This is a genomic window from Crocosphaera sp. XPORK-15E (assembly GCF_034931425.1).
In the GTDB taxonomy this organism is placed as follows: Bacteria; Cyanobacteriota; Cyanobacteriia; order Cyanobacteriales; family Microcystaceae; genus UHCC-0190.
In genome coordinates, this window is the sequence record NZ_JAYGHQ010000002.1 from 72,019 (window position 1) to 98,343 (window position 26,325).

Here is a 26,325-nt window from a genome sequence, read left to right on the forward strand (position 1 = left end):
AACGACTAACTGATAACTGATAACCGAACACTAATCATTGACCTATGTCTCGTATTGGTAAACGCCCAATTTCCCTGCCCAAAAAAGTCACCGTTGACATTAAAGGGCAACATATTGCCGTCACAGGGCCAAAAGGCTCCCTAGAACTTGACCTGCCTGGTAAAGTGAATGTGACTCAAGACGGCGAAATTCTCCTCGTCGAGCGACAAGACGAATCACGAACCGCCCGCGAACGTCATGGCCTTTGTCGTACCCTAGTGGCCAATATGGTTGATGGGGTTTCTCAAGGCTTTGAAAAACGTCTCAGTATCCAAGGGGTAGGCTATCGGGCCCAAGCCCAAGGCAGTAAGCTCACCCTCAACGTCGGTTACAGTAAACCTGTTGAAATGAATATGCCTCAAGGTATTCAAGTGGCTGTTGAAAACAATACCCTTGTGATTGTGACAGGAATTGACAAGGAAATTGTCGGTAACATTGCTGCTCAAATTCGAGCCGTTCGCCCCCCAGAAGTTTATAAAGGTAAAGGCATCCGCTATTTGGGTGAAATGGTCAGACGTAAAGCGGGTAAAACAGGTAAGAAATAATTATGAAAAGCACGCGCAGAGAATCTGTAAAACGCCGTCATCGGAGCGTTCGCAAAAAGGTCACTGGTACGCCAGATTGTCCCCGTTTAGCTGTTTTTCGTTCCAATCATCATATTTATGCCCAAGTCATTGATGATGTGGCACAACATACCTTAGCAGCCGCTTCTACCCTAGAAACCGATGTAAAAACTACCGTTACATCCGGGTCTACCTGTGAAGCTTCATCCGCTGTGGGTAAATTAGTGGCCGAACGGCTTCTGGCTAAAGGCATTGAACAAGTCGTTTTTGATCGCGGTGGTAATCTTTACCATGGTCGGGTGAAAGCCTTAGCTGAAGCGGCCCGTGAAGCAGGATTACAGTTTTAAACCAAAGGATTAATATTTTCACTGACAGCGGTAATAACTATGGCAAAAAGTCGTAAAACTAGCCGAGCTAAGGCAAAAGAAACGAACTGGCAAGAGCGGGTAATTCAAATTCGTCGTGTCAGTAAAGTGGTCAAAGGGGGTAAAAAATTAAGCTTCCGGGCCATTGTGGTTGTAGGTAATGAAAATGGCCAAGTTGGCGTAGGTGTCGGCAAGGCTGGAGATGTAATCGGGGCTGTCCGTAAAGGGGTGGCTGATGGTAAAAAACAACTGATTGATGTCTCTTTGACTAAATCAAGTTCTATTACCCATCTCACCAAAGGAATTTCTGGTGGAGCTAAAGTCATTGTGCGCCCTGCTGCTCCTGGTACTGGGGTAATTGCTGGGGGAGCCGTACGGACGGTTTTAGAATTGGCAGGGATTAAGAATATTCTGGCGAAACAACTGGGATCAAATAATCCTCTGAATAATGCCAGAGCCGTCATTGATGCCCTCGAAGGCCTGCGAACTTTTTCTGAAGTTGCTGAAGAAAGAGGGGTTCCTTTAGAGCATCTTTATACATAAACCCAGAACCGTTTTTGATGGTTCAATTTTAGCGTTGTTCAAGCCAAAAAAAGAATTATGAGAATTCATGACATTACCCCAAAACCTGGTTCCACTAAACGCCGTCGTCGCATTGGACGGGGTATTTCTGCGGGACAAGGGGCCAGCGGTGGATTTGGAATGCGGGGACAAAAATCCCGTTCAGGTACAGGAACTAAAGCGGGATTTGAAGGGGGACAAATGCCTCTCTATCGCCGTGTTCCTAAATTAAAACATTTTCCCCTCGTTAATCAGAAGTGCTACACCATTATTAACGTTGGTAAGTTGAATTCCTTGCCTCCTAACTCAGCAGTTTCCTTAGAAAGTTTGATGGAGACTAAATTAATTACCACTAATGATGGCCCCCTCAAAATTTTGGGAGACGGTGAGTTAACTATTGCTTTAACGGTTACAGCGGCGGCTTTTACTAAAAGTGCCAAAGCTAAAATTGAAAGTGCAGGGGGTAAATGTCAAGACTTGTCAACAGCTTCCGCGTAAAATGTCAAAATTAATAAGTAATCATTTGATAACTGAGGTTGCCATCAATGGTCGTCAGTCGAGATAAAACGCCTACAGCACAAGAGACATTCTTACAAATGGCTCAAGCAGCCGGTCTTCGGGGTCGGCTGTTAATTACCATTGGTTTATTAATTTTAATTCGCTTTGGTATTTTTATTCCCATTCCAGGCATTGATCGGGTCAAATTTGTGGCGGCGATTAGTAATAGTCCTGTGTTGGGATTTTTAGATATCTTTACTGGGGGTGGGATTTCTACCCTAGGGATTTTTGCTTTGGGCATTCTTCCTTATATTAATGCCTCCATTATTATGCAGTTGTTAACTGCCGCTATTCCTTCTCTGGAAGATTTACAGAAAAATGAAGGGGAAGCGGGACGACGCAAAATTTCCCAATTTACCCGTTATGTGGCTTTGGGTTGGGGAATTATTCAAAGTACAGCCATTACCGTTGGTTTACTGAAACAATATGCCCTGGTGGACAGTTTTTGGTTTGTACCGGAAACAGTTCTCGCTTTAACGGCGGGTTCCATGTTTGTGATGTGGGTATCCGAGTTAATTACTGAACGGGGCATTGGGAATGGGGCTTCTTTATTGATTTTTGTCAATATTGTGGCTAGTTTACCCAGAACTCTGGGACAAACTATCGATTATGCCCAAACAGGGGGACGACAAGCCGTGGCCCAAGTGGTGATCCTGTTACTGGTCTTTTTAATTATGATTGTGGGCATTGTCTTTGTTCAAGAAGGCACCAGACGTATCCCAATTATTTCAGCCCGTCGTCAGGTGGGGCGAAAACTCTATCGGGAAAGAACCAGTTACTTACCCCTAAGACTTAATCAAGGGGGAGTCATGCCGATTATTTTTGCCTCAGCGGTTTTGATTTTACCCCAATCTTTGGCAGGATTTTTTGGTAATCAAGCATCAGTAAGTCAGGTTTTGGTACAAGTGGCCAATGCCTTACGTCCGGGAACCTGGGTTTATGTTGGGGTATATTCCCTTTTAATTCTGTTTTTTAGCTACTTTTATGCTTCCCTGATTGTTAATGCTGAAGATGTCTCTAAGAATCTCAAGAAAATGGGAGCAAGTATTCCCGGCATTCGGCCAGGAGAAAAAACAAAAGAATATTTAGAAGGGGTATTGAATCGTCTTACCTTCTTGGGAGCGATCTTTTTAAGCTTTGTGGCCACGGTTCCCACGGTGGTAGAGGGAGCAACAGGCGTTACTACCTTTCGAGGTTTAGGGGCGACTTCTCTCCTCATTCTAGTGGGGGTGGCTATTGATACTGCCAAACAAATTCAAACCTATGTCATCTCTCAACGCTATGAGGGCATGATTAAACAGTAGGGAGTAGGGAAAAGGAACTTTCGGGTTCCTTAACCCCTGTTTTCATGAGATTCAAAAAACAACGATAAAATTATGACGAAAGGGAAGGGATTAATTTTTTTAGGGCCACCAGGTTCGGGAAAGGGAACCCAAGCGCAATTGCTATCGGAACAATTACAGATTCCCCATATTTCAACGGGGGAAATGTTAAGAGAAGCGATCGCCCAACAAACTCCCCTCGGACATCAAGCCCAAAGTTATGTGGATAAAGGGGAACTGGTACCGGATGAGTTATTATTAGGCTTGATCAAGGAACGATTAGGTCAGGATGATGCTCAAACAGGCTGGATTTTGGATGGTTTTCCCCGTAATGTTCCCCAAGCCAAGTTTTTAGAGCAACTACTTGATGAGTTGCCTCAATTTTCTGAACAGGCCATCAATTTAGACGTTCCTGATCAAGTGCTGATTGAACGCCTGTTGTTACGAGGGCGAAAGGATGATAATGAAGATACCATTCGTCGTCGTTTAGAAGTTTACCGAGAACAAACCCAACCTGTGCTTGATTATTATCGTCAACAGGAACGACTTTATTCTGTTGATGGTAATCGTCAGCCCCAAGAAGTGACTGCTACTTTAAAAGAGTTAGTTGCCTAGGGGTTGGGTTAAATTCGGCGAAAAAACAAGAGTAACAAGGAGGTTTGCTAAGATATGTAAGGGAAAGTTGACCCTGGCCTTTCTTTGAGGTAAAAGAAAAGTTCAACAATTAAATTCAGTCAAGGCTTTCCTAAGTATACTATTTGAGGCATTAAATTGTGGCAAAACAAGATTTGATTGAAATGGAAGGAACGGTGACGGAATCACTTCCTAATGCGATGTTTAGGGTAGATCTTGACAATGGGTTTAACGTTTTAGCCCATATTTCCGGCAAGATCCGCCGTAACTACATCAAAATTCTACCAGGCGATCGGGTAAAAGTCGAATTGACTCCTTACGATCTGACCAAAGGCAGAATTACGTATCGGCTTAAAGGTAAAAAGTAAAGGGCAAGGGAAATATTAAATTTCTCAAAGCGATTACTTAAATTACTATATTAGCTGACTTGAAAGGCAATTTTTGCTATAATAATAAGCTTGCAGTCCTGCTGTAGAAAAATCCATGAAAGTTAGAGCATCAGTCAAAAAAATGTGTGAAAAGTGTCGTGTTATTCGACGGCGGGGGCGGGTAATGGTACTTTGTTCTAACCCGAAACACAAACAACGTCAAGGTTAGGGGTTTACTGCCCTCACACAGTCAAGATAAGGCAAACACAAACATTGTAGAGGTAGAGAAAACGTGGCGAGGATATCTGGCGTAGACCTGCCCAGAGATAAGCGTGTCGAAATCGGGCTAACTTATCTATATGGTATTGGTTTATCACGATCTCAAGAAATTCTAACAGAAACTGGGGTCAATCCTGACACCCGTGTCAGAGACTTGAGCGATGAAGACGTAGCGACCTTGCGGGCCTACATTGAAACAAATTATCAAATCGAAGGAGATTTGAGACGTTGGGAAGCGATGAACATCAAGCGGTTGGTGGACATCGGTACTTACCGAGGCCGTCGTCATCGTCAAGGACTGCCCGTTAGAGGACAACGAACCCGAACGAATGCGAGAACTCGTCGCGGTAGACGAGTCACCGTCGCTGGGAAGAAGAAAGCCCCAGCGAAGAAATAATCGGTATTTATTGGCTATTGAGTTACACAGAAATTTCGGCGAAAAATTATGGCGCGACCAACCAAAAAAAGCGGCGCAAAGAAACAAAAGAAAAATGTTCCCAATGGCGTTGCTCACATCCAGTCAACTTTTAACAATACCATCGTAACCATTTCTGATGGGAAAGGCGATGTTATCTCTTGGGCCTCAGCAGGTTCAAGTGGATTTAAAGGGGCAAAAAAGGGAACCCCCTTTGCAGCACAAACGGCAGCAGATTCTGCGGGTCGTCGAGCAATTGATCAAGGAATGCGGCAAATCGAAGTGATGGTGAGTGGGCCAGGAGCCGGTCGGGAAACAGCCATCCGCGCCCTTCAAGGAGCCGGATTAGAAATTACCTTAATTCGAGATGTTACCCCAATTCCTCACAACGGTTGTCGTCCTCCGAAACGACGCCGAGTTTAGCCAGCAGTTACCCATCTTCAATCACTATGAATATTTGGCGTTAATACAGACACGGAATTTCGTGTCTCGGAGGCATTTGACAATGAAGGGAGGTCACGATCGTGGCGCAATTTCAGATTGAGTGTATAGAATCTAAGACTCAAAAAAATCAGAGTCAATATAGTAAATTTGTCCTAGAGCCGTTAGACAGGGGTCAAGGGACAACCGTTGGTAACGCACTAAGACGGGTATTATTGGCTAATTTAGAGGGGACAGCCGTTACTGCGGTGCGGATTGCCGGAGTCAACCACGAATTCGCCACGATCCCTGGTGTGAGGGAGGATGTGTTAGAAATCATGCTCAACATGAAAGAAATCGTCCTCAAAAGTTACGCGGAGCAACCTCAGATTGGTCGTCTCGTGGTCACTGGGCCAGCTACCGTAACGGCGGCACAATTTGATCTACCTTCCGAGGTAGAAGTGATCGATCCGACTCAATACGTGGCCACTTTGACAGAAGGGGCTAAGCTTGAGATGGAGTTCCGGGTTGAAAGAGGAACAGGCTATGAGGCGATCCAACGAGGAAAAGAGGAAAGCACCTCCCTCGATTTCTTACAAATTGATGCAGTCTTTATGCCAGTGACGAAGGTCAATTACATTGTTGACCACATCAGATCAGAAGACGGGAAAGCCAAAGATCGCTTACTCTTAGAAATTTGGACAAATGGTAGCTTTAATCCGAAAGAAGCTCTTTCGGAAGCGGCGAATATCATTGTCGATCTATTCAACCCACTGAAAGATCTTAATCAGTTGGAAACAAGTCCCCCTGATTATCAAGATGATGACAATCCTCAAAGTCAGATTCCCATTGAAGAATTACAATTATCAGTGCGGGCTTACAACTGTTTGAAACGAGCGCAAATCAATACAGTTGCTGACTTATTAGATTATAGCCAAGAAGAGCTTTTGGAAATCAAAAACTTTGGGCAAAAATCTGCTGAAGAAGTAATTGAAGCCTTGCAAAAACGGTTAGGGATTACCTTACCCCAAGAAAAAGCTAAGGCTTAAATTGAGTCCATGATCGATCACCGACTAAATCATCCTACTAGGGAGGAAAAACAAACACTATGCGCCATCAGTGTCGCGTCCCATTACTGGGAAAACCCGCTGACCAACGGAAAGCTCTATTACGAGCGCTCGCTACCGAGTTAATCCGTCATGGTCAGATTACTACCACCAAAACCCGTGCTAAGGCAGTACGTTCAGAAGTGGACAGAATGATTACCTTAGCCAAAGATGGCTCCTTAGCCGCTAGAAGACGAGCCTTGGGTTATATCTATGATAAAGAATTGGTTCACGGCTTGTTTGCTGAAGCCCCAGAACGGTATGGCAATCGTGACGGAGGCTATACTCGTGTAGTTCGTACCCTGCGCCGTCGTGGGGACAACGCCGAAATGGCCATCATTGAACTGGTTTAATCTTTTGAACGATCACGGTGTTACGGGAAACCAATGATAAGTGTGGGACAACAAACTTCAACTTCAAAACGGGTTGCCCTGGTCATTCAATACCTGGGAACTCATTTTCATGGTTGGCAGAGGCAGACTAATCACCGAACCGTTCAAGAAGAAATCGAAAATAGCATCACTCAAGTTGTGGGTTCTCCCGTCATTATCCATGGGGCGGGGCGAACCGATACGGGGGTTCATGCGGCGGCGCAAGTTGCTCATTTTGATTATGTCAGTTCCATTCCTCCGGCTCGGTGGGCCAATATTTTAAACTCACGCTTACCCGAAGACATTTTGATTCGGGGATCAGCAGAAGTTCCTCCTACTTGGCACGCCAGATTCTCGGCTCAATGGCGACGTTATCGCTATACCTTCTACAATGACAAACGGCCGAATTTGTTTATCCAGCCGTTTTGTTGGCACTATTATCACCATCCACTGGAAACCTCTTTGATGCAAGAAGCCTTAAATCCTTTAATCGGAAAGCACCAGCTAGGAGCTTTCTGTCGCTCAGGCTCAAAACGGCATCATGTCTGGGTTGAAGTGCAAGCTGCCCAATGTTATCGGCGGGGAGCTTTTATTCACTTAGAAATTCAAGCCAATGGCTTTTTGTATGGGATGGTACGATTGTTGGTGGGAATGTTAGTAGAAGTGGGAAGCGGAAAACGATCTGTAGGGAATTTTACCGAGATCTGGCAGAACCAACAGAGACACCAGGTAAAATATGCCGCACCAGCCAAAGGATTATGTTTATTAAGGGTCGGTTATCCCGATTTTCCTTTACCTCCACAAATTTGGTTTGATACTCAGCCTTTGTTTCTGTTTAATCAAGTTTTGGAGCATCACCAAAGTCCCTATTCTGTTGGTTGTTAAGGCCATGCCTAAACTCAGCCGATAACCCAATTGATTACCTTATCAATCACAATAACCCATGAACAAAACAATTAACCCCTCACTAGAGAGTCTTGAGCATAAATGGTACATAGTAGACGCAGAGGATCAGCGTTTAGGAAGACTCGCCTCGGAAGTTGCCCAGATTTTACGGGGCAAAAATAAACCCACTTTTACCCCTCATATGGATACGGGGGATTTCGTAATTGTGGTTAATGCCGAAAAAATCGCTGTTACTGGCAAAAAAAGCAGCCAGAAGCTCTATCGTCGTCACTCTGGTAGACCAGGGGGGATGAAAGTTGAGACTTTTGAGAAGTTGCAGGCCCGAATTCCTGAGAGAATTATTGAACAGGCGATTAAGGGAATGTTGCCCAAAAATGCTTTGGGTCGCCAACTGTTTACTAAGTTAAAAGTCTACGCAGGGACTACTCATCCTCATCAAGCTCAAAAACCTGAAACCTTAATTCTCAATACAATTCCTAACGGAGATAAATAATGGAAGCAACCGACAGTAAAGATAAAGTCGTTTATTGGGGAACGGGTCGTCGTAAATCGGCGATCGCCAGAGTTCGTTTAGTGCCAGGTAGTGGAGAAATTACCGTTAATAAGAAGCCAGGTAATATCTACTTTAACCAAATCGCCAAGTATATCCAAGGGATTAAAGCTCCTTTAGAAACCTTGGGACTGGAAAATGACTATGATATCCTGGTCAATGCTCATGGCGGTGGTTTAACGGGTCAAGCTGATGCAGTTAAACTGGGAGTGGCTAGAGCTTTATGTGAACTGGCCCCGGAAAATCGTCAACCGTTGAAAGCGGAAGGATATTTAACTCGTGATCCTCGCGCTAAGGAACGGAAAAAATACGGCTTACATAAAGCCCGTAAAGCTCCCCAATATTCCAAACGATAATTGGATTCATTTTCGCCTTGATCTGTTTAGTAAGGAGACATTAAATTATGGCAAAACCTGAAATTCATCCCACTTGGTATCCCGAAGCTAAAGTCATTTGTAATGGCGAAGTAGTGATGACTATTGGCTCAACTCAACCACAAATCAACGTTGAAGTGTGGTCAGGCAATCACCCTTTTTATACCGGAACTCAGAAAATTATTGATACTGAGGGACGGGTGGATCGCTTCCAAAAACGTTACGCGATGATTGGCAAGGGAGGCAAAAAACAAGACAAAAAATCAGATGCCAAGGGAGAATAGCGGTCAAGTTAAGTTAAGTAACCCAGCAGAGTTTCTGCTGGGTTCTGTTTATCTAACCTAAGAGCATTTTCTAGAAATTAAGCTACTGTTAAAGTATAAGGATTAAAGTCGAGCAACATTATGGCTGAATCTTATCTATTAGAAAAATTACAATCTGTTGAACAAACTTATAAAGAATTAACTCGTCGGTTAGCAGATCCTGATATTGCTACTAACCCAGATGAGTTACATCGGGTGGCCAAGGCGCGATCTTCTTTGGAAGAAACGGTTAATACTTATGAAACTTGGCAGATTACCCAGGAAGAATTAACTGGGGCGAAACAAATTCTCAAAGATGCGGGGGGCGATACGGAAATGCGAGAAATGGCCTCCCTCGAAGTAACAGAATTGGAAGAACAATTAGAGCAGTTGGAGGTTCAGTTAAAAGTTTTGTTACTGCCTCGTGATCCTAATGATGATAAGAATATCATGTTAGAAATTCGGGCGGGAACGGGAGGAGATGAAGCGAGTATTTGGGCGGGAGATTTGGTGAGAATGTATTCTCGTTATGCTGAGTCTCAAAAATGGACGGTTAAGCTGGTGAGTGAGTCTTTGGCGGATATGGGGGGCTTTAAAGAAGCGATCCTCGAAATTACGGGAGAACGGGTTTATAGTAAGCTGAAGTTTGAAGCAGGGGTTCATCGGGTGCAACGAGTTCCGGTGACAGAAGCGGGGGGACGGGTTCACACTTCAACTGCTACGGTGGCGATTATGCCTGAAGTTGATGAGGTGGAAATTCAGATCGATCCGAAGGATATTGACATGAGTACGGCCCGTTCTGGTGGGGCTGGAGGGCAAAATGTTAACAAGGTGGAAACGGCAGTAGATTTGATGCATAAACCGACAGGAATTCGGATTTTTTGTACTGAGGAGCGATCGCAACTGCAAAACCGTGAACGGGCTATGCAAATTTTACGGGCGAAGTTGTATGACATGAAGTTACGGGAACAACAGGAAGCGGTTAGTTCTATGCGGCGATCGCAGGTGGGAACGGGATCAAGATCGGAGAAAATTCGGACTTATAATTATAAGGATAATCGCATCACGGATCATCGTCTGGGACAAAATTTCAGTTTAGCTGGGGCGTTGGAGGGGAATATTGACCATATTATTGAATCTTGTATTTCTCAAGATCAACAGGAACGTTTAGCTGAGTTAGCGTCTTCTCCTGAAACGGCAGACGCGCTTATTTAGAGCTAATTATTGTTAGGAAAGGGGTGAGATCAGTCATGAAAATTACGAACTGTCTTCATACAGCGATTCTGATTTCTGATTTGGGGAAAGCAGAAAAGTTTTATGGCAAGATTTTAGGATTAGAAAAGGTTGATCGCCCCTTGAAATATCCGGGTATTTGGTATCAAATTGGTGAGTATCAAATTCATTTAATGGTTCATCCTGGTTTACAAATAAGTTTAGCTAATGAGGAGAAATGGGGGCGTAATCCTCATTTTGCTTTGGGAACGGATAACCTAAATGAACTGATTGGACGGTTACAAAGTCATGGTCATCCGGTGCAAATGAGTCAGTCGGGAAGGGCTGCTTGTTTTACTAAAGATTTTGATGGGAATGTGATAGAAATTAATCAGGTATAGAGAATTAAACTTGATAACATCACAACTTTTTGAATCCTGAAAATAAAATAACGGAATTATTTTGATAATATCTTCGATACTCTTTTAAGTAGTATTGTTGGCCTTTCATCATTGGCCAACAATAGCTTAGATATTAACCATTCATGAAGTAATTATCCTAGAAAAAGTCGTACCCTTCGTATTCTAGGAGTCCATCAATGTTGGCAATATCCTCATCTAAAGTAATCTCTGTTGCGACATAAGTTCTGCCATCTGCTTTTTCACATTGTGCATTGAGAACGTATTCGCGGGTACGGAGAGACTGCCCTAAACCAATATCTTTACAGGTTTGGGAGAAATTATGATCACCCCAAGAGAGTGTACCATTCAAATTGCCAACAAAATAATCTAAGTTAATTGAGGTTGCTTCTAAAGAACCATCAATTCTTTTACAGTCGGCTGTTAGGAATGAACCATCAAGTTCTATATTCTCACAAGTTTGGCTAAATTCTCCTGTTGCCATTGCTTGATCGACAACTAAATTAAAGGAAATAACACAAGCAAATAAAAAGGCAAAAATCACTTTAAAGAGAGTGGAAATTTTGTTCATTTTGAATGACTCCCAATCATAAAAATACTTGAACAAAATCAATATTGCATATTTTTTGACCCTAGAGATAAGTTTTTATAAATTCTTAACAAATAAAATAATTTTTGTAAAAAAATGTATATTTTTTTTCGCTACAGTCTTGAGTGATGACAGTCATGGTAACTTGAATACTGGGTAATTAAAAAGTCATGAAATTTTAAGGCTATTGTATTTAACTGTCTTGAAAAACTTCATTACTCTAATTTAACTTTAATTACCTGTTCTTAATCGTTTTATCCGAATTAAAATATTCGGTTTAATCACCATGAAAAAATTACTCTTGGCTTTGTTCTTTTCCGTCTGTTTGTTGTTGTCTTTTACCACCACACCCGTTCTAGCTGCGACTGGCTGTAACCAAACCCTAAATACGGGTTCAGGTACCACTACTCAAGTCTTTTGGGAGCAACCTTTAGCTTTCTATGGCTGGTCAGGTGGTATCATCACGAATGATATGTATTTTAATGGTTGCGGTAGCACTGCTGCCATCAAAGTTAATCTAGATGACTGGCAAAAACTACTCAATGCAGGTAAATTAGATGGTCTTCGTTATATCAAAAAAGATTCTAATGGCTTAGCTGTCAGAAAAGTTCAAGGAACTTCCATCACCAGTATTCCTCAAGAAAGCCTATTTAATTCTACGACAGTAGTATACCAAGGAAATCGTTAATTCCATCTTTTTTAGGGGTCAACGGCCGTTGACCCCTGCTTTTCTTTCTGCTTTCTGACTTCTTTAATCATCCAATTGCCAAGGTTCAAGAATATTATTTTTATCAGAATCTTCTGTTTTATCACTAATTAAATACTCAATTTCTACTAAATCAAATAAAGTTGGTACTTTTGAAAATTCTACTAAAATATCAACATCACGGCTCTCCCGACATCTTGGTATAAAATGTATAATCAGATACAATACTTAAGATGGTGGGTTACGACGCGGATTAAAACTTATTAGTTTTTCCTCAAAATCGTTGCCGCGTCTAACCCACCCTACGAATTATAAGCTTTACTTATCACCACAGGTACGGGAGAGCCACAATTAAGGTAATTCCACAGAAGTTGGTTTAGCAATATGAGGTAGTCCCCATCCTAACTTTTCCCTTAAAATACGGAAAAATTCAGGAGATTCTAAGCGAATAAACCGCGCAAAATAACGAGATTTTTCCACATGAATTCTATCTTCAGGTAAGACATAACATCCCCCATTGCCATCAACCACTAAAATCATCCGGTTAGGGGTTGCCGGGAAAATACTAACAGCTTCCTTATCAGAAAATACCAGAGAACGAGAAGCCAAAGAATGGGGACAGATCGGGGCTAACTGAAACACTGGTACATCTGGGGTAACAACGGGGCCCCCTGCGCTGAGAGAATAGGCTGTAGACCCTGTAGGGGTAGAAAGAATAATCCCATCAGCAGCAATATCTACAGGGGCGTGTCTGCCGATTTTAATCTCAAAATGACACATACTGGTCAAAGGTTCCCGATGAATGACCATTTCATTTAAAGATAAAGCTTCCCAAAGTAAGGTATCTTCACGAAATAGCTGTACCGTTAACATGGTACGTTCTTCTATTTCGTAGTCTCCCCTTAATAACTGTTCTAAGGCTTCCGATAACTGATTAAGATAAATTTCCGTCAAAAAGCCCATGTGTCCCGTATTAATCGTTAATAAGGGAATACCACAGGGGGCCACTTGTCGAAAAGCAGACAAAACAGTACCATCTCCCCCTAAAACTATGGCAAAGGCCATATTTTCATCAAAATGGGGAGGGATTAAATTGTCTATACGAGTATGACAGACGGGACGTTCGGGTTGAGAATAACCGAGGAGTCCACCTCGGCCAGTCTCTAGTATTACATTCCAGCCTTTAGCTGTCAGTTGTGCCTGTAAGTCTGTGGCAACTTGACAAGCAACGGGTTTGAGATCGTTAAAAATGATGCCTATTTTTGGCACAATGAGCTATCCTTTGTCAGCGTTAACTCAAACAGAAGATTTAAAGGGGGTTTTCTTCTTCTTTTTCGATTTACTCTTTTCGTAATCGATTTCTTTGAGCTTTTTAAGAATACGACTAAAATATTCTTTTAAATAGGATTCTAAAGTAGTCGTCTCTTTAGGATCAAGTCCTAGGGTTTGATAAAGTTCATCCATTGAGGCGTTTAATGATGTGCCACTGGCTAAAACTTCTGCAAACGCTAGGCGATCAGAAATATTATACGTCCATTGGAAGAAACGGGTAAAGCCCCGTAAAAATCGTAACAGTCCCAAGGGGACACGGGCAATTTTAGCGGTTTTGTCCGATAATTTCTCACATAACTGAATAATTTCTTCTGCTGTCCAAGCTTTTGTCCCTACCAGGGGATAGGTTTGCTTTTCGGTTTCGGGAACTTCTAAGACGCGAATGGTCAATTTAGCAGCATCTTGGGTGTCCATGTAGGCAATAGGACTACTTTCTCCAGTGATCCAAACTGCTTGATTATCTAAAATTGGAACAGCATATTGACCGATTAAGCCCTGCATAAAGCCACAAGGACGCAAAATCGTATAATTTAACCCTGATGCAATTAAAAAGTTCTCTGTACAGTATTTAATCTCCATTAAAGGCACTTCAGGGTATTTCTCTGCCTTGAGAATGGAGAAGAATATGTAACGGTTAACCCCTGTTTTTTGGGCAGCTTGAATCAGGTTAACTTTCCCTTCCCAGTCTACTTGTTTCATGGAGAGGGTATCAGTTGGCCTCGCGGCTGCTGCATCAATAATAGCCTCCATTCCTTCTAAGGCTGGCAGTAAGGTTTGAGGTTTACAGAGATTCCCAATAATTAGTTCTGCACCCCATTCTTTTAAAAAAGCTGCTTTTCTGGCATTTCTGACTAAACAACGGACATGATGACCTTTATCTAGGGCCTGACGCACTATTTGTCGCCCTAGCGTTCCTGTTGCGCCAACGATCAATAACTTCATTTATATAAAATTGTAATGTTTCTTAACGTTTCTCTAAGATATTAACAGAAAGTTACACAGTTGTGGGATTTTCGCTAGGATCAGGATCTTAGGTGGCGATCGCCTCTGTAGGGGCTTAATACCATTAAGCCCTAAAATTTAACGGTATATTTATAGTTAAAATAATCCATGACAGGCAAGATGCCTATCTTACCGAAAATTAACTATAGTATTCATGGGTTAAAAATGGCAGAGTAATTAATTCTCCTGTCGCTGCTCCTATCTTAACTATTAATCCTGCTCCTCCTGCCTTTGTTTTAACATAAGTTAATCCAAAAGCTTCCTGTTCTATTTCGGTACAACTGGTTAAAATTCCTACCTTATTGTCATCAAGAGTAACAGGGGTTCCAGGTTCAACGAATTGATTTAATTTAACGCCCCAAAGACGTTGTTTAACACCTTTATAAGTGTTTAACCTAGCAATGGTTTCCTGTCCAATATAACAACCTTTATCAAAGGAAATAGCTTGCCATAAACCTGCTTCTAAGGGGTTATAATCTTCAGTTAATTCCTGATCTGGAAATGGTCTTCCCTGTTTAATTCTTAGTTTTTCCCAAACATTATTACCTGTGGGAATTGCACCTAATTTTATTAATTTTTCCCAAACAGTTAAAGCTGAATTTATTGGCACTATTAAAGTATAACCAGTAATTCCTAAGCCACTTCCAACCGCAATTCTTAATGAATCATTTTCTAGGGTTACTAAACTATGATTTCCCTGCTTTTTTTCAATAATTTCATTCATTCCCCATTGTTTTAAGATATCATGGCTTTGATTCCCCATGAGACTAAAAACAACATTTTGCTCAGAAATATCTGTTATTTCTACCTTATCCATTGGGAAAAGATAGCGATCCATCCACTCCATCAAAAACTTACTACGGTTAGGAGAAACTAACAAGATAATACTATCTTCTGTAACATAAGCTGTGGTTAAATCTAGGGTTCGTCCCGTAGAATTGACAAAAACTGTATCACAACCTTGCCCTGGTTTCAGGATATTAATATTATTCGTAGTTTGGTTGTGGAGAAAACGCTGACGATCTGCCCCTTTTAGCTGTAAGATTACCCAATGACTGCGATCGCAAATAACCACACTATTCTGAACATATTTTAAAGCTTGGTCATCATTGCCAAAACTTTCAATTACTTCACCATTATGGTCGAAAATTGCACCAGACTTCACTTGTAATTCTCTGAGTTGTTGTATCATTTTGCGATTAATTTTAATGATTAAATAACGGGTAAACAGGTAAAAATGTCATTAATCAGACATTGAGTTTTTGCTTCTAATTGATGCCAATCAATTTCCCCTGATTCCTGAATTAAGTCTGTATCTATTTGTACAGTTTGTTCAACTTCTGATGAATTATTCTGATTCTCTAGAGATGGTTCATAATTCAGGAAGCAGATCTGAAAGCAGATATCCCAGAGATCTATTCTAACCCTATGTTCTTGATAAGTTAATAAAAGTTGATAACCAGGATAAGGACTTTGAACTTCATGATAAGTTCCTTCCCAGGTTGATTTTTCAAGTTGCTGTCGTAAATTATCTATGACACGAATAAAAGCGGGTTGCATGAGTAGTTGAGCTTGTTCCCAATCAAGGGTATTTTTGAAAGTAGGCTTCATCAATTTAGGAGATTAACACCCCTTGGCAAAGGTTAGCAAACAGAAGTATGATTAAAATTAAGTTGAGATGATTTTTGGTTCTCTCCATATTCTAGCTAAAGTGAATGTCAAAAGCAAAAGATTATTATAAAATTCTTCAAATTTCTTCTCAGGCAACTACAGAAGAAATAAAAAATGCCTTTCGTCGTTTAGCCCGTCAATATCATCCTGATCTCCATCCCAATGATCCTTTTTGTGAAGAAAAATTCAAAGAAATTTCTGAAGCTTATCAAATTCTGATCAATCAAAAAAATCGTTTTCAAACCCCTAATAAGTCTCAAACAAATTATCAATCACAATCATTATCCCCTCAAGATTTTTATCTTCGGGGTGTGAGAAAAACTTTAGACAAAAACTATTTATCAGCCCTGAATGATTATGATAAAGCAATTCAATTAAAGCCTGATTTTTTAGAAGCTTATATTAAACGTTGTGAAGTCTATTTTTATCTTGATCAGTATCAAAAATCTTTAGAAGATTGCCAGACTATTTTGAGATTAGATTCTCGATGTTTTGAGGCTTATTATTATCAAGGACGTTCCCGTTATAAATTAGGCTATTTACCAGGGGCAATTGAAGCTTATAATAAAAGTATTAATATTCAAAATATGTCAGCTAAAGCTTATTATTATCGAAGTTTTGCTTATGAAGAATTAAAGGAATACAAGAAGGCAATATCAGATCTTAAAAAAGCAATTAATTTGTTTAAAACACAGGAAGATTTGAATGGACTAGAATTAGCTCAAACTAGGCTTACTTTGTTAAATAATCACTTCAATCAATTATGGCGAATTTGGGATTATCCTATTATTAGGATTTGTCAATTATTTTTAACCACAGGAATTATGATTGTCATTGATCCAGGAGGAAAATTTTTGTCGAGTTTGGCAAAATTACACTCAAGCCAAAGATTAATTTATGGCATCTTATATGGTATTATTTTTAATGTTATTTGTATTTATGACTTCTATTCTAATCAGAGTAAAATTTTCTTTAATCAATCTTCTGCTATTGCTTTATTTATTTTAGGACTAGCTCCCTTTTTTTGTTTGATAATTATTAGCTTGATTGCTCAGTTGATCTATCGAAAATTGGTTTACTTTGTCTCAACGGTGTTTTTTTCGGGAGTCTCTTTATTACCTTTTATTGTTTTCCTAATCATGAATCGTCTATTGATTCATGAATTTTATTTTATTAAAAATATCAGCCTAATATTCACAGGATGCTATACTCTTTTGATCTTATATAATGGCTGTTTACAAGTCTATAACTTTTCTGAAAAGATAGCAGCTTTTTGGTCATCAATTATGTTAATTGTGCTGGGAATAACTCTGAAAATATTGATTTAGATAAACAAAAGCAAAAAAGTTGAGATATAATATTAAGGTTACTAGCTTTCCTTCGTCTAATAATGTTTGATTCAATAACAATTTTTAAAGCTAAGCTTTTGTCTCTCTCAAGTCTCAGTCTATCCCTAATCTTACCCCTAGCTGCTTCTGTCAATAGTCAACCAATTGTAACAGAAAATAAGCTAGATTTATCTCCAGAGATTATCAATGAGAGTCCCGTATTACAGCGATGGTTAAAAACTGTACCTAACGTCTCAGAAGATATTAAAAATGATCCCAGTTTTCGGACTCGTATTGGTTTTGGATATGCTGAATTTCCTTCTTCTCATCATCGAGGAGGTATCAATGTTAGGGTGGAAGATATTTTTATTGGTCAAACTAATTTAACCATTAGTGGAGACTATGAAACCTCTTTTAATGATGATGAAGATCGGGAAGCTGGCGGCGTTAATTTAAACTATTATATACTACCATTAGGGAGTTATATTAATGCTACACCCGTCTTAGGATATCGTTCTATTAGAACCAATAATTATGATGAAGATGGGGTTAATGTTGGGGCTAAAATTATCTTTCCTATATCTCGTACTGGAGCATCTGATTTCTCAGTTTCTCAAACCTTTATGTCTCCTGGAGATGAGAATGAAGTGGGAATAACAACCCTTTCCTTTGGTTATGCTATGACTAAAAATATTCGTCTTGCTACCGAAATAGAAAAACAAAATTCACGGGTAAAAAAAGACAGTCAATTTAGTATTTTAGTTGAATGGATGCCCTAACTTATGTCAAAGTATTTAAGGATTTTACAGTTGTTTTGGAGTACGTCAATTAGCGCAGAATTAGAGTATCGCTTAAACTTTTTAATTGCCGTATTAACAAGTTTAGCCAATTTAATTGGCGGTATTTTTAGCTTGTTTTTATTTTATAGAACAGGCTATACATTTCAAGGGTGGAGTTGGCAAGAATCTCTAATTGTCTTAGGAATGTTTACTATTTTACAAGGAATTTCAGCCACTTTATTAGTGCCAAATTTGAATCGTATTGTCGAACAAGTTCAACAAGGAACCCTTGACTTTATTTTACTAAAACCCATTAGTAGTCAATATTGGTTATCCTTGAGAACCCTTTCTCCTTGGGGCTTTGCTGATTTAATTTTTGGGATAATTATTATTAGTTATGCTGGTTATCAACTCGGAATACCTGGCTATAATTATTTATTAAGCAGTCTAACAATATGCTTTGCTATTATTAGCTTATATAGTATCTGGTTTATGTTAGGATCTACAAGTATCTGGTTTGTTAAGATCTACAATGTAACTGAAGTCCTCAAAGGATTATTAGAAGCAGGAAGATTTCCTATTGCTGCTTATCCAGCGGCTTACAGATTTTTCTTTACATTTGTCATTCCCGTGACTTTTTTAACCACTGTTCCCGCAGAAACATTACTGGGAAAAACCCAGTTTTATTGGTTACTCAGTTCAGGACTTTTGGCAATTATTTTGTTAACAATGTCCCACTATTTTTGGCGGTTTGCCCTCCGTTTTTATACCAGTGCATCTAGTTAACTGTCTAGCTGTTAAAAATTGCTTATCTGAGATTTCAAAATGCACCATAACCCCGTATTAATCCAAAATCTTAGTCATGCCTACCCCGATGGAACTTTATCTCTGAATCAGATAAATTTAGCCATCAAAGCCAATGAAAAAGTTGCATTAATTGGAGCTAATGGCTCAGGAAAATCAACATTACAACTTCATCTTAATGGTATTTTCTTACCCCAAACTGGAGAAATTATCGTAGGACAATTGCCAATTAATCAGCAAAATTTAACCAAAATTCGTAACTTTGTTGGCTTAGTTTTTCAGAACCCCGACAATCAATTATTTATGCCCACCGTTTGGGAAGATGTTGCTTTTGGCCCAATGAATAGAGGCGTAAGGGGAAACGAACTTCAAATAAGAGTAAAAACCGCAATGGAAGCCGTTAATATTGACCCCCAAACTTACGGACATCGTAACCCAGATAACCTGTCAGGAGGAGAAAAAAAACGGGTAGCGATCGCCGGAGTTTTAGCCATGCAGCCCCAAGTTTTAGTATTAGATGAACCCTCGGCCCAACTCGATCCCCGTTCCCGTCGCCAACTGATTAATTTACTACATACCTTACCACTAACCCAATTAATTGCTACCCATGATCTAGATCTTGCCTGGGAATTATGCGATCGCACGATCATTTTAAGCCAAGGACAAGTGGTTTACGATGGCAAAACTGAGGAAGTGATGAGAGATGCTAAATTCTTAGGAGAACACGCCTTAGAACCCCCCCTAAGCTACAGTCGCCCCTATTGTAATTTAAGGGATAAACCTTTTTAAGTTACTTGGAAAGAACTTCCCTCAGATATTCACCAACTCGTAAAGCATTAGCAATAATAGTTAAAGCGGGGGGAACCCCTGCACTTGACGGGAAAAAGCTACTATCGACTACATAGAGGTTTTCGAGATCATGAGTGCGACAGTTAAGATCAAGAACAGAAGTATTAGGATCTTCCCCAAAGCGACAAGTACCGCACTGGTTAGCTACAGTTTGTATCGGAACTTCCCCACGGGGATAAATGGCTAATTTTTCAAAAACAGAACTTTCTAGCTTTTTTTCCCCTGCTTTGAGGACATCTATCCAACGATAAATCAGGCGATCATGAGCCTCAATATTATTGGGCGTATAATCAAGATAGAGTTTATCTTCTTTGATTCTGACGCGATTATTAGGATCTGGTAAAGTTTCTGTATACATCCACCAACCAATAGAACGTTTCGCTAACTGTTGCAGGCCAAAACCAGGCATTCCTTTGGCCAAAACCGATAAAATGGGCGGAGACTCGGCAAAAATAATGTCTTGAAGCAGTCCCCCCGTATTCTCAATATGGCCCATAGGATAAGGGAAATTTTCATCTCCCCAATAAAAGTCATTAACACTCACACTTCTCAAAAACTGACCAGAGTTAGACTTAGCACTTAATTCCACCATCGCTGTTTGATTATGCTTCATAAAATTACGTCCCACCTGATCCGAACGGTTGGCCAACCCGTTAGGATGTTTATTATTGGCAGAACGTAATAGTAAGGCCGCCGAATTAATTGCACCACAGGCTAAAACAATAATATCTCCGAAAAAGAGGTAAATTTCACCGTTAATTTCCGCTTCTACTGCTTTTACCACATCTCCCGATGAATTAGTCAGTAAACAGACCGCTTTAGCTGAGGTTTTCAGGGTGACATTAGGATATTTTAGGGCCGGAACGATACCAAATACTTCAGAGTCTCCGGTGGGGTCATCTTCTGCATCTGTCAAACTTAGGGGTAAGGTTGTGGGATGTAACCCTTGTTTGGCGATCGCCTCTACAATGACTTGGATCTGAGGTTCATTTGCAAGGGGAGGTAAGGGATAATCAGCACTACGGGGGGGTTCTGTAGGATCATTGCCTGTTTGGCCATGAACCATATACAGTTGTTCAGCTTCGGTGTAATAGGGTTCAAAATCACTGTAATTTAAACCCCAAGCGGGAGAAATGCCTTCTTGATGTTCTACTGCATCAAAATCTTTTTCACGCATTCTTACTAAAGCTGCGCCGTAGATTTTTGTATTGCCACCGACTGCATAATTAGTCTGAGGAGAAAAGATTTCACCATCCTTATCATACCAGCGTTCAGGGGCGCGGTAACGTTCTTTTTTAAAGACATCAACGTTCGCTCTATTTTGCTCCTCTAAGGGCATAAAATCCCCTCTTTCTAGGATGAGAATTTTTTTACCTGTGGGGGCTAATTTATTGGCTAAGGTTCCACCTCCTGCCCCTGTGCCAACAATAATTACGTCATAATATTGATCGTCAATAATCATAATTGCTTCTACCTACTATGTTGCCTTTTGCCTGTTGCCTTTTCCTCTTACTGCCAAAGATAAAGAAGGACAAATAAAATAATCCAAATAACATCAACAAAATGCCAAAAAAGAGAGGTTGCCATTATCCCAAAATGACCGTTATCGTAATTACCTGGATAGAAAGAACGGCCTAACATAATGGTTTGTAAGAGAATTCCTGTGAAAACGTGCAACCCGTGAAACCCTGTTAAGAGGTAAAACATTCCACCAAATACCCCTGATGTAAAGCCAAATTCTAGACCCTGCCATTCTATAGCTTGTCCCACCAAAAAATAGGTTCCCATGGCCATCGTAGCTAAGAGAAATAGACGAAAACCCCAGAGTTGACGACGTTCTAAAAACTGTTCTGCAATATAAATCACAAAACTACTAGAAACTAAAACTACTGTATTAATGGCAGGTTCTTTAATTTCTAGTCCTGTTACACCAGCAGGTAGCCAGTCAATGGTTGTGGTTTTATAAACAACATATCCTGTGAAAAAACTCAGAAAAATGATACTTTCTGAAAGGAGAAACACGATAAAGGCAAATAAACTATTTCCTTCTGCATCATGTTCATGTCCATGTCCATGTTCTCCTACTGCTTCATGTAACTGTTCTGAAGTAATTGAACTATCCATTGCTATCTTCTCCAACTATCAACTATTAACTATTAACTATCAACTATCAACTATTCGTGATGTCCTATCATCTGTTCGAGGTTACTTACCAAAGGATCTGACTTACCATAACCATAGGGTTCAGAAATAATGATCGGAAGGTCTTCAAAATTTTCAACAGAGGGAGGAGAAGATATTAACCACTCTAAACCAATGGCCCGCCAAGGGTTACTCGGTGCGATGGGCCCCTGTATCCAAGAACTCACCATATTGAGAATAAAGGGTAATGTAGACATTCCTAAGAAAAATCCCCCTAAACTCGCTATCACGTTCCAAAAGGTGTATTCAGGGTCATAAGAAGCTACCCGACGTAACATTCCTTGTAATCCTAACGGGTGCATGGGTAAAAAGTTAAGATTAGTACCAATAAAGGCTAACCAGAAATGGAGTTGACCCAAACTTTCGTAATACATCCGCCCCGTCATCTTGGGGAACCAATGATACATAGCGGCAAACATTCCCATAGTAACTGTTCCATACAAAACATAATGGAAATGCCCCACCACAAAATAGGTATTATTAACATGAATATCCACAGGAACCGCAGATAACATAATTCCGGTGACACCTGCGAAAATAAACATGATCAACGCACCCAGGGCGAATAACATAGGGGTATTGAGTCGTAATTTACCGCCCCATATTGTTGCCACCCAAGCAAATACTTTAATACCAGTGGGAACAGAGACACACATGGTGGATAACATAAATATCATTCTCATCCAACCAGGAGTCCCACTGGCATACATATGATGCACCCAAACTAACCCACTCACTCCCGCAATAATTAAGGAGGAAATAGCCACCACTTTGTAACCAAAGAGGGGTTTACGGGAATAGACGGGGAAGATTTCTGAGAAAATGCCAAAGATGGGCAGAATAATCACATAAACTGCCGGGTGAGAATAAAACCAGAAAAAGTGCTGGAATAAAACGGGGTTTCCACCTTTAGCGGGGTCAAAAAAGCTGGTTCCGACAGTTAAATCAAACAGTAACATAACTGCCCCGGCCGTGAGGGCAGGAAGACCAAATAATTGAATAATTTGCGCGCTTAAAACCGTCCAAACAAAGGCTGGCATCCGAAAAAAGGTCATTCCAGGGGCCCGCATTTTGACAATAGTGGTGACAAAATTCACCGCCCCCATAATCGAAGATACCCCAGAAATAGCGACGGCTAAAATCCAGAGAAATTGCCCAGTAATTAACTGTCCCGTGGGATTTTGTAAACTAACAGGAGGATAAGACCACCAACCCGCTTGGGCCGGACCACTGGGGACAAAAAAGCTGGATATCATCAAAATACCGACTACGGGAACCATCCAAAAGGCAGCCGCGTTGAGGCGAGGAAAGGCCATATCTTTGGCCCCGATCATAATGGGAACTAAATAATTAGCCAATCCCACTAATGAGGGAAATGTCCACAAAAACAGCATAATTGTGCCGTGCATGGTGAACATTCCGTTATAGAAGGTGCGATCGACTAAATCCGCTTCTGGAGTAATTAATTCTCCCCGAATCACCATTGCACCGATCCCACCGACAAGAAAGAAGATAAAGGCAGTGACTAGGTACTGAATGCCAATGACTTTATGATCGGTACTAAAGCTAAAATATCGCCTCCATTCTCTGGCCGATAGGTCTTGATAGCTTTCTGTAATAATGTTGGTATTTTTTACTTGACTGTCTGTCATGGTTTTTTTTATTAGGTCGGGTAATTCACTATAGGAGGGGCCGCCGGAACTACGGTAGGCCAGCCAGTTTTAGTTGTTTTTTGGGCATATTCGGAGGCTGCCTGGTTATAGGCGGGTAAAGGTTGCCGTTTTTTGGCTTCAGATAACCAGTTTTCATAAGCTTCAGGGGACTCTACCACTACATTTGCTTGCATCGTTGCAAAATAAGTTCCACTAAATTGAGAGTCTCTTAAGCGATATGTCCCTTCCCGAATGGGGGTAAATTCAAAGTCGGTGGTTTGGTTGGGTACGATGTCTTGTTTGAGGCGAAAGGCAGGAATATAAAAGCCATGTAACACATCTTCTGATTGTAGGGCTAGACGAATTCTCTGGTTAGCGGGAAGATGCAATTCTGTACTGGTAACGTTGCTGTCAGGATAACGAAACACCCAGGCCCACTGTTTGGAGATCACCTCAATTTCTTCAATGGGTTGTTCTTCAACGACAGCAGAGGTGTTATCGTGACCCATAGCTAAGTGCATTACTTCCATTGGGCCACGAATAGCCATTTGCTGATAAATTTGATAGCTATACCCTGCCAACCAAAATACTAATAAGATGGGAATGGCTGTCCAAACGATTTCTAGGGTGACATTGCCTTCAATATGGGGGCCATCACTAAAATCATATTTAGCTGCCCTCTGAAACACCACAGAGTAGATCATAACTCCTGTGATCCCTAAAAAGATAAAGCTTCCTATCGTCACAAGGAAGGCAAATAATTTGTCAATTAAGACAGACTCTGCTGAAGCTTGGGGGGGAAACCAAGAATAGGATACTTGTCCCATCCAAAGACTTATCCCTGTTAAAGCGATCGCATAAGCAATCAAAAATAGAATATTGCGAGGTTTCATCATTAATAAGTACCAAGTTAAGATTGTGAAGGTAGCAACAACTGGGCTTCTTGTCCTAATTTCAACAATTGATCTGCTGTATTATGGACTCCAAATTCAGCCGCTATTTGCGCCCCTAAAGTCCCATGAAGGAACAAGAGAAATAACATAAAGACTCCCACCCCTAAATAACTCCACTGCACTTGGATGGTTCTTTCTTTACGCCAGATATACCGTTGAAACCCACGCCAAATAGTCATGCCAACCATAAAAGCAAAGAGAAATACTCCCCCCACACCATGCCATAACATGGTAGTCATGGCATCAAGTCCCCAAGCACTTTTAATATCAGTTATGGGGTTGGCCAGCATCATCTCATAAAAGCCCGCAGCGACAGTAAATACGGTAATAATTGAAGCAGCAAGGAGGTTATACCAACCCACATCGAAGAAATTTGACCGAATAGCTGGAATAGCAAAGATTTTGAACAGGGGTTTTTGGAACCCAAACATTGCCCCTAAACTATCAAAAACAATGGCAATAATAAACAATCCCAATGTTAAATGAACTAGGTTAGGATGAACGGGGATAGTATATGGGAGTCCGTTGGCACCAAGCCTGGCTTGTAATAAGTTAATCGCTTCAGGATTCATTATTGTAAAATCCCCTCCTTAATGGCTTCAACAACAGGGACGGTGTGGAGTCCATAAACCCATACCAACTTGTCTCCGAGATACACTTGAAAGCCAACAATTCCTACTAAAATTAGTCCCAGTCCCAGATAAGGAATGGGCAGATTTTCAGGGTTTCTTGAACGAATAACATAACGCCACCCTGTAATACTCGCAATAAGTGCTGATAATGACCAACCAATTAGGGTATGAAGATTTAACACGGGTTTTACAACTTCGTAAGGTTGGGCCAACCCGGCCTCATATTGACCAAAAATAATGGCAACAAAGATAGAAGCAGTGGCAATTAACATATTCCACCAACTTACTTCATATAAGCGGGTATTTTGAGTAAAATAACCGATAACATCACAGAGAAAAGCAAATAACACCATTGCAATCACGAAATGGACAACAATCGGATGAAGGGTGTCGGGATAGGGTAAATTATGGTCGTTCAATGGTGGAAGATAATTAAACATAATATTTACTTAAACTCATCTTCACCTATTACTATGTTTGTTGACTCTCTAATTAAGATATGGGAGAAATAAAGATAAAAATGTATCTTTAGTAACTTTAATTTTTTGGGTATCTCTAATTAATAATAAAGACAGACTGTCATACTTTTAGTTAGTCCTAAGTTTCTTATTAAAGTCTCTCAAAAATTAGCTAAAATACGGTAACTATTGAAGAAACCAAGATGTTATATACCATTGCTCAAGTTAGAGATATTTCCCTTAGTTTTCTTCTCCATTCTCTATTTTTTATTGTTCTAAAGATAATTAAACAGTCAAATCCAACGATTCACATATTATGGTACATAAGTTTTATATGGCGGATTGACCAATTGTTCAGGAAATTATGAGACAAGATATGTCAAATTGTAAATTTTTTGCTAATAATAGTCTAGGGACGACTAAACACAAGCCTCTCCTAACCTCCCAGACTTGATCAGGGATTAGGGCTGTATTGTGCTAGTTTAAGAAATGTTAATGATCCACTCATTAAGTCCCTAGTGGAGTGGAAACGGCTCAGATCCCCCATTTTACAAGCCGACTCAGTTAAGCTCAAAGGCTTTATCTCGGTCGCCTCTTATAAGAAA

Annotated in this window: 34 protein-coding genes; 23 read left to right on the forward strand and 11 right to left on the reverse strand. The window is 40.5% G+C overall.

Features of this window, described 5'->3' with window-relative positions:
- Positions 1-44: 44 nt before the first annotated feature.
- The 18 genes from rplF to VB691_RS01850 all read left to right on the forward strand — a co-directional run bounded on the left by rplF (position 45) and on the right by VB691_RS01850 (position 10,745).
- Entirely contained in the window at positions 45-584 is a 540-nt protein-coding gene (rplF, locus tag VB691_RS01765; RefSeq protein WP_323289738.1) for a 50S ribosomal protein L6, read from the forward strand.
- A 2-nt stretch (positions 585-586) separates the two neighbouring features.
- Positions 587-949 carry a 50S ribosomal protein L18 gene (rplR, locus tag VB691_RS01770; protein WP_323289739.1) on the forward strand — a complete coding sequence of 121 codons (363 nt, stop codon included), beginning with the start codon at positions 587-589 and terminating at the stop codon, positions 947-949.
- Positions 950-988: 39 nt separating this feature from the next.
- Complete coding sequence (gene rpsE / locus VB691_RS01775) at positions 989-1,510, forward strand: 30S ribosomal protein S5 (RefSeq protein ID WP_323289740.1); 522 nt, start codon at positions 989-991, stop codon at positions 1,508-1,510.
- A 57-nt stretch (positions 1,511-1,567) separates the two neighbouring features.
- Complete coding sequence (gene rplO, locus VB691_RS01780) at positions 1,568-2,026, forward strand: 50S ribosomal protein L15 (RefSeq protein WP_323289741.1); 459 nt, start codon at positions 1,568-1,570, stop codon at positions 2,024-2,026.
- A gap of 47 nt (positions 2,027-2,073) precedes the next feature.
- Positions 2,074-3,390 carry a preprotein translocase subunit SecY gene (gene secY / locus VB691_RS01785; protein WP_323289742.1) on the forward strand — a complete coding sequence of 439 codons (1,317 nt, stop codon included), beginning with the start codon at positions 2,074-2,076 and terminating at the stop codon, positions 3,388-3,390.
- A 72-nt stretch (positions 3,391-3,462) separates the two neighbouring features.
- Positions 3,463-4,023 carry an adenylate kinase gene (locus VB691_RS01790; protein WP_323289743.1) on the forward strand — a complete coding sequence of 187 codons (561 nt, stop codon included), beginning with the start codon at positions 3,463-3,465 and terminating at the stop codon, positions 4,021-4,023.
- 158 nt (positions 4,024-4,181) lie between these two features.
- Positions 4,182-4,409, forward strand: coding sequence for a translation initiation factor IF-1 (infA, locus tag VB691_RS01795; RefSeq protein WP_323289744.1), 228 nt, complete (start codon positions 4,182-4,184; stop codon positions 4,407-4,409).
- 115 nt (positions 4,410-4,524) lie between these two features.
- Positions 4,525-4,638: a 50S ribosomal protein L36 gene (rpmJ, locus tag VB691_RS01800; protein WP_323289745.1), complete on the forward strand. Its 114-nt coding sequence runs from the start codon at positions 4,525-4,527 to the stop codon at positions 4,636-4,638.
- A 63-nt stretch (positions 4,639-4,701) separates the two neighbouring features.
- On the forward strand, positions 4,702-5,085 hold the full coding sequence (gene rpsM, locus VB691_RS01805; RefSeq protein WP_323289746.1) for a 30S ribosomal protein S13: 384 nt from the start codon (positions 4,702-4,704) through the stop codon (positions 5,083-5,085).
- Between the two features lie 48 nt (positions 5,086-5,133).
- Positions 5,134-5,526, forward strand: coding sequence for a 30S ribosomal protein S11 (gene rpsK / locus VB691_RS01810; protein ID WP_323289747.1), 393 nt, complete (start codon positions 5,134-5,136; stop codon positions 5,524-5,526).
- A 101-nt stretch (positions 5,527-5,627) separates the two neighbouring features.
- Positions 5,628-6,572: a DNA-directed RNA polymerase subunit alpha gene (locus tag VB691_RS01815; protein WP_323289748.1), complete on the forward strand. Its 945-nt coding sequence runs from the start codon at positions 5,628-5,630 to the stop codon at positions 6,570-6,572.
- A 59-nt stretch (positions 6,573-6,631) separates the two neighbouring features.
- Positions 6,632-6,982 (forward strand): 50S ribosomal protein L17, encoded by a 351-nt coding sequence (rplQ, locus tag VB691_RS01820; RefSeq protein WP_323289749.1) that lies wholly within the window; start codon positions 6,632-6,634, stop codon positions 6,980-6,982.
- A 33-nt stretch (positions 6,983-7,015) separates the two neighbouring features.
- Positions 7,016-7,885 (forward strand): tRNA pseudouridine(38-40) synthase TruA, encoded by an 870-nt coding sequence (truA, locus tag VB691_RS01825; protein WP_323289750.1) that lies wholly within the window; start codon positions 7,016-7,018, stop codon positions 7,883-7,885.
- 58 nt (positions 7,886-7,943) lie between these two features.
- The gene (gene rplM, locus VB691_RS01830; protein ID WP_323289751.1) at positions 7,944-8,399 is read left to right on the forward strand and encodes a 50S ribosomal protein L13; all 456 of its coding nucleotides are present in this window, start codon (positions 7,944-7,946) and stop codon (positions 8,397-8,399) included.
- Complete coding sequence (rpsI, locus tag VB691_RS01835) at positions 8,399-8,812, forward strand: 30S ribosomal protein S9 (protein WP_323289752.1); 414 nt, start codon at positions 8,399-8,401, stop codon at positions 8,810-8,812. Before rplM ends, rpsI begins: the two co-directional genes overlap by 1 nt.
- A 47-nt stretch (positions 8,813-8,859) precedes the next feature.
- A complete protein-coding gene (gene rpmE, locus VB691_RS01840) occupies positions 8,860-9,114 on the forward strand; it encodes a 50S ribosomal protein L31 (protein WP_323289753.1) in 255 nt (84 codons plus the stop codon).
- A gap of 120 nt (positions 9,115-9,234) precedes the next feature.
- A complete protein-coding gene (prfA, locus tag VB691_RS01845; protein ID WP_323289754.1) occupies positions 9,235-10,347 on the forward strand; it encodes a peptide chain release factor 1 in 1,113 nt (370 codons plus the stop codon).
- 35 nt (positions 10,348-10,382) lie between these two features.
- A complete protein-coding gene (locus tag VB691_RS01850) occupies positions 10,383-10,745 on the forward strand; it encodes a VOC family protein (protein WP_323289755.1) in 363 nt (120 codons plus the stop codon).
- A gap of 157 nt (positions 10,746-10,902) precedes the next feature.
- Here the strand turns inward: VB691_RS01850 and VB691_RS01855 are convergent, their stop codons facing one another.
- A complete protein-coding gene (locus VB691_RS01855) occupies positions 10,903-11,334 on the reverse strand; it encodes a CVNH domain-containing protein (protein WP_323289756.1) in 432 nt (143 codons plus the stop codon).
- Between the two features lie 304 nt (positions 11,335-11,638).
- Between VB691_RS01855 and VB691_RS01860 the strand changes: the two genes are divergently transcribed.
- On the forward strand, positions 11,639-12,040 hold the full coding sequence (locus VB691_RS01860) for a hypothetical protein (RefSeq protein WP_323289757.1): 402 nt from the start codon (positions 11,639-11,641) through the stop codon (positions 12,038-12,040).
- A 369-nt stretch (positions 12,041-12,409) separates the two neighbouring features.
- Here the strand turns inward: VB691_RS01860 and VB691_RS01865 are convergent, their stop codons facing one another.
- The 4 genes from VB691_RS01865 to VB691_RS01880 all read right to left on the reverse strand — a co-directional run bounded on the left by VB691_RS01865 (position 12,410) and on the right by VB691_RS01880 (position 16,003).
- Positions 12,410-13,327, reverse strand: a complete 918-nt coding sequence (locus tag VB691_RS01865) for an NAD(+) kinase (RefSeq protein WP_323289758.1) — start codon at positions 13,325-13,327, stop codon at positions 12,410-12,412.
- 27 nt (positions 13,328-13,354) lie between these two features.
- Positions 13,355-14,332 (reverse strand): SDR family oxidoreductase, encoded by a 978-nt coding sequence (locus VB691_RS01870; RefSeq protein WP_323289759.1) that lies wholly within the window; start codon positions 14,330-14,332, stop codon positions 13,355-13,357.
- Positions 14,333-14,531: 199 nt separating this feature from the next.
- The gene (locus tag VB691_RS01875) at positions 14,532-15,584 is read right to left on the reverse strand and encodes a folate-binding protein (RefSeq protein WP_323289760.1); all 1,053 of its coding nucleotides are present in this window, start codon (positions 15,582-15,584) and stop codon (positions 14,532-14,534) included.
- 20 nt (positions 15,585-15,604) lie between these two features.
- Complete coding sequence (locus VB691_RS01880; protein ID WP_323289761.1) at positions 15,605-16,003, reverse strand: hypothetical protein; 399 nt, start codon at positions 16,001-16,003, stop codon at positions 15,605-15,607.
- Positions 16,004-16,107: 104 nt separating this feature from the next.
- Here VB691_RS01880 and VB691_RS01885 point away from each other — a divergent pair, with 104 nt between their 5' ends.
- The 4 genes from VB691_RS01885 to VB691_RS01900 all read left to right on the forward strand — a co-directional run bounded on the left by VB691_RS01885 (position 16,108) and on the right by VB691_RS01900 (position 19,763).
- Positions 16,108-17,391: a DnaJ domain-containing protein gene (locus VB691_RS01885; protein WP_323289762.1), complete on the forward strand. Its 1,284-nt coding sequence runs from the start codon at positions 16,108-16,110 to the stop codon at positions 17,389-17,391.
- Between the two features lie 62 nt (positions 17,392-17,453).
- A complete protein-coding gene (locus VB691_RS01890; protein WP_323289763.1) occupies positions 17,454-18,170 on the forward strand; it encodes a hypothetical protein in 717 nt (238 codons plus the stop codon).
- 3 nt (positions 18,171-18,173) lie between these two features.
- Entirely contained in the window at positions 18,174-18,956 is a 783-nt protein-coding gene (locus tag VB691_RS01895; RefSeq protein ID WP_323289764.1) for an ABC transporter permease, read from the forward strand.
- 39 nt (positions 18,957-18,995) lie between these two features.
- On the forward strand, positions 18,996-19,763 hold the full coding sequence (locus VB691_RS01900) for an energy-coupling factor ABC transporter ATP-binding protein (RefSeq protein WP_323289765.1): 768 nt from the start codon (positions 18,996-18,998) through the stop codon (positions 19,761-19,763).
- A 1-nt stretch (position 19,764) separates the two neighbouring features.
- Here the strand turns inward: VB691_RS01900 and VB691_RS01905 are convergent, their stop codons facing one another.
- The 6 genes from VB691_RS01905 to VB691_RS01930 are packed head-to-tail and all read right to left on the reverse strand — an operon-like array spanning position 19,765 to position 25,702.
- Entirely contained in the window at positions 19,765-21,285 is a 1,521-nt protein-coding gene (locus tag VB691_RS01905) for a GMC family oxidoreductase (RefSeq protein WP_323289766.1), read from the reverse strand.
- A gap of 47 nt (positions 21,286-21,332) precedes the next feature.
- Entirely contained in the window at positions 21,333-21,947 is a 615-nt protein-coding gene (locus VB691_RS01910) for a heme-copper oxidase subunit III (protein ID WP_323289767.1), read from the reverse strand.
- A 50-nt stretch (positions 21,948-21,997) separates the two neighbouring features.
- The gene (locus VB691_RS01915; RefSeq protein WP_323289768.1) at positions 21,998-23,677 is read right to left on the reverse strand and encodes a cytochrome c oxidase subunit I; all 1,680 of its coding nucleotides are present in this window, start codon (positions 23,675-23,677) and stop codon (positions 21,998-22,000) included.
- An 11-nt stretch (positions 23,678-23,688) separates the two neighbouring features.
- Positions 23,689-24,570 (reverse strand): cytochrome c oxidase subunit II, encoded by an 882-nt coding sequence (locus VB691_RS01920; RefSeq protein ID WP_323289932.1) that lies wholly within the window; start codon positions 24,568-24,570, stop codon positions 23,689-23,691.
- A 17-nt stretch (positions 24,571-24,587) separates the two neighbouring features.
- Positions 24,588-25,202, reverse strand: a complete 615-nt coding sequence (locus tag VB691_RS01925) for a DUF2231 domain-containing protein (protein ID WP_323289769.1) — start codon at positions 25,200-25,202, stop codon at positions 24,588-24,590.
- A complete protein-coding gene (locus VB691_RS01930) occupies positions 25,202-25,702 on the reverse strand; it encodes a DUF2231 domain-containing protein (RefSeq protein WP_323289770.1) in 501 nt (166 codons plus the stop codon). The genes VB691_RS01925 and VB691_RS01930 overlap by 1 nt, the downstream gene beginning before the upstream one ends.
- Positions 25,703-26,325: the final 623 nt, after the last annotated feature.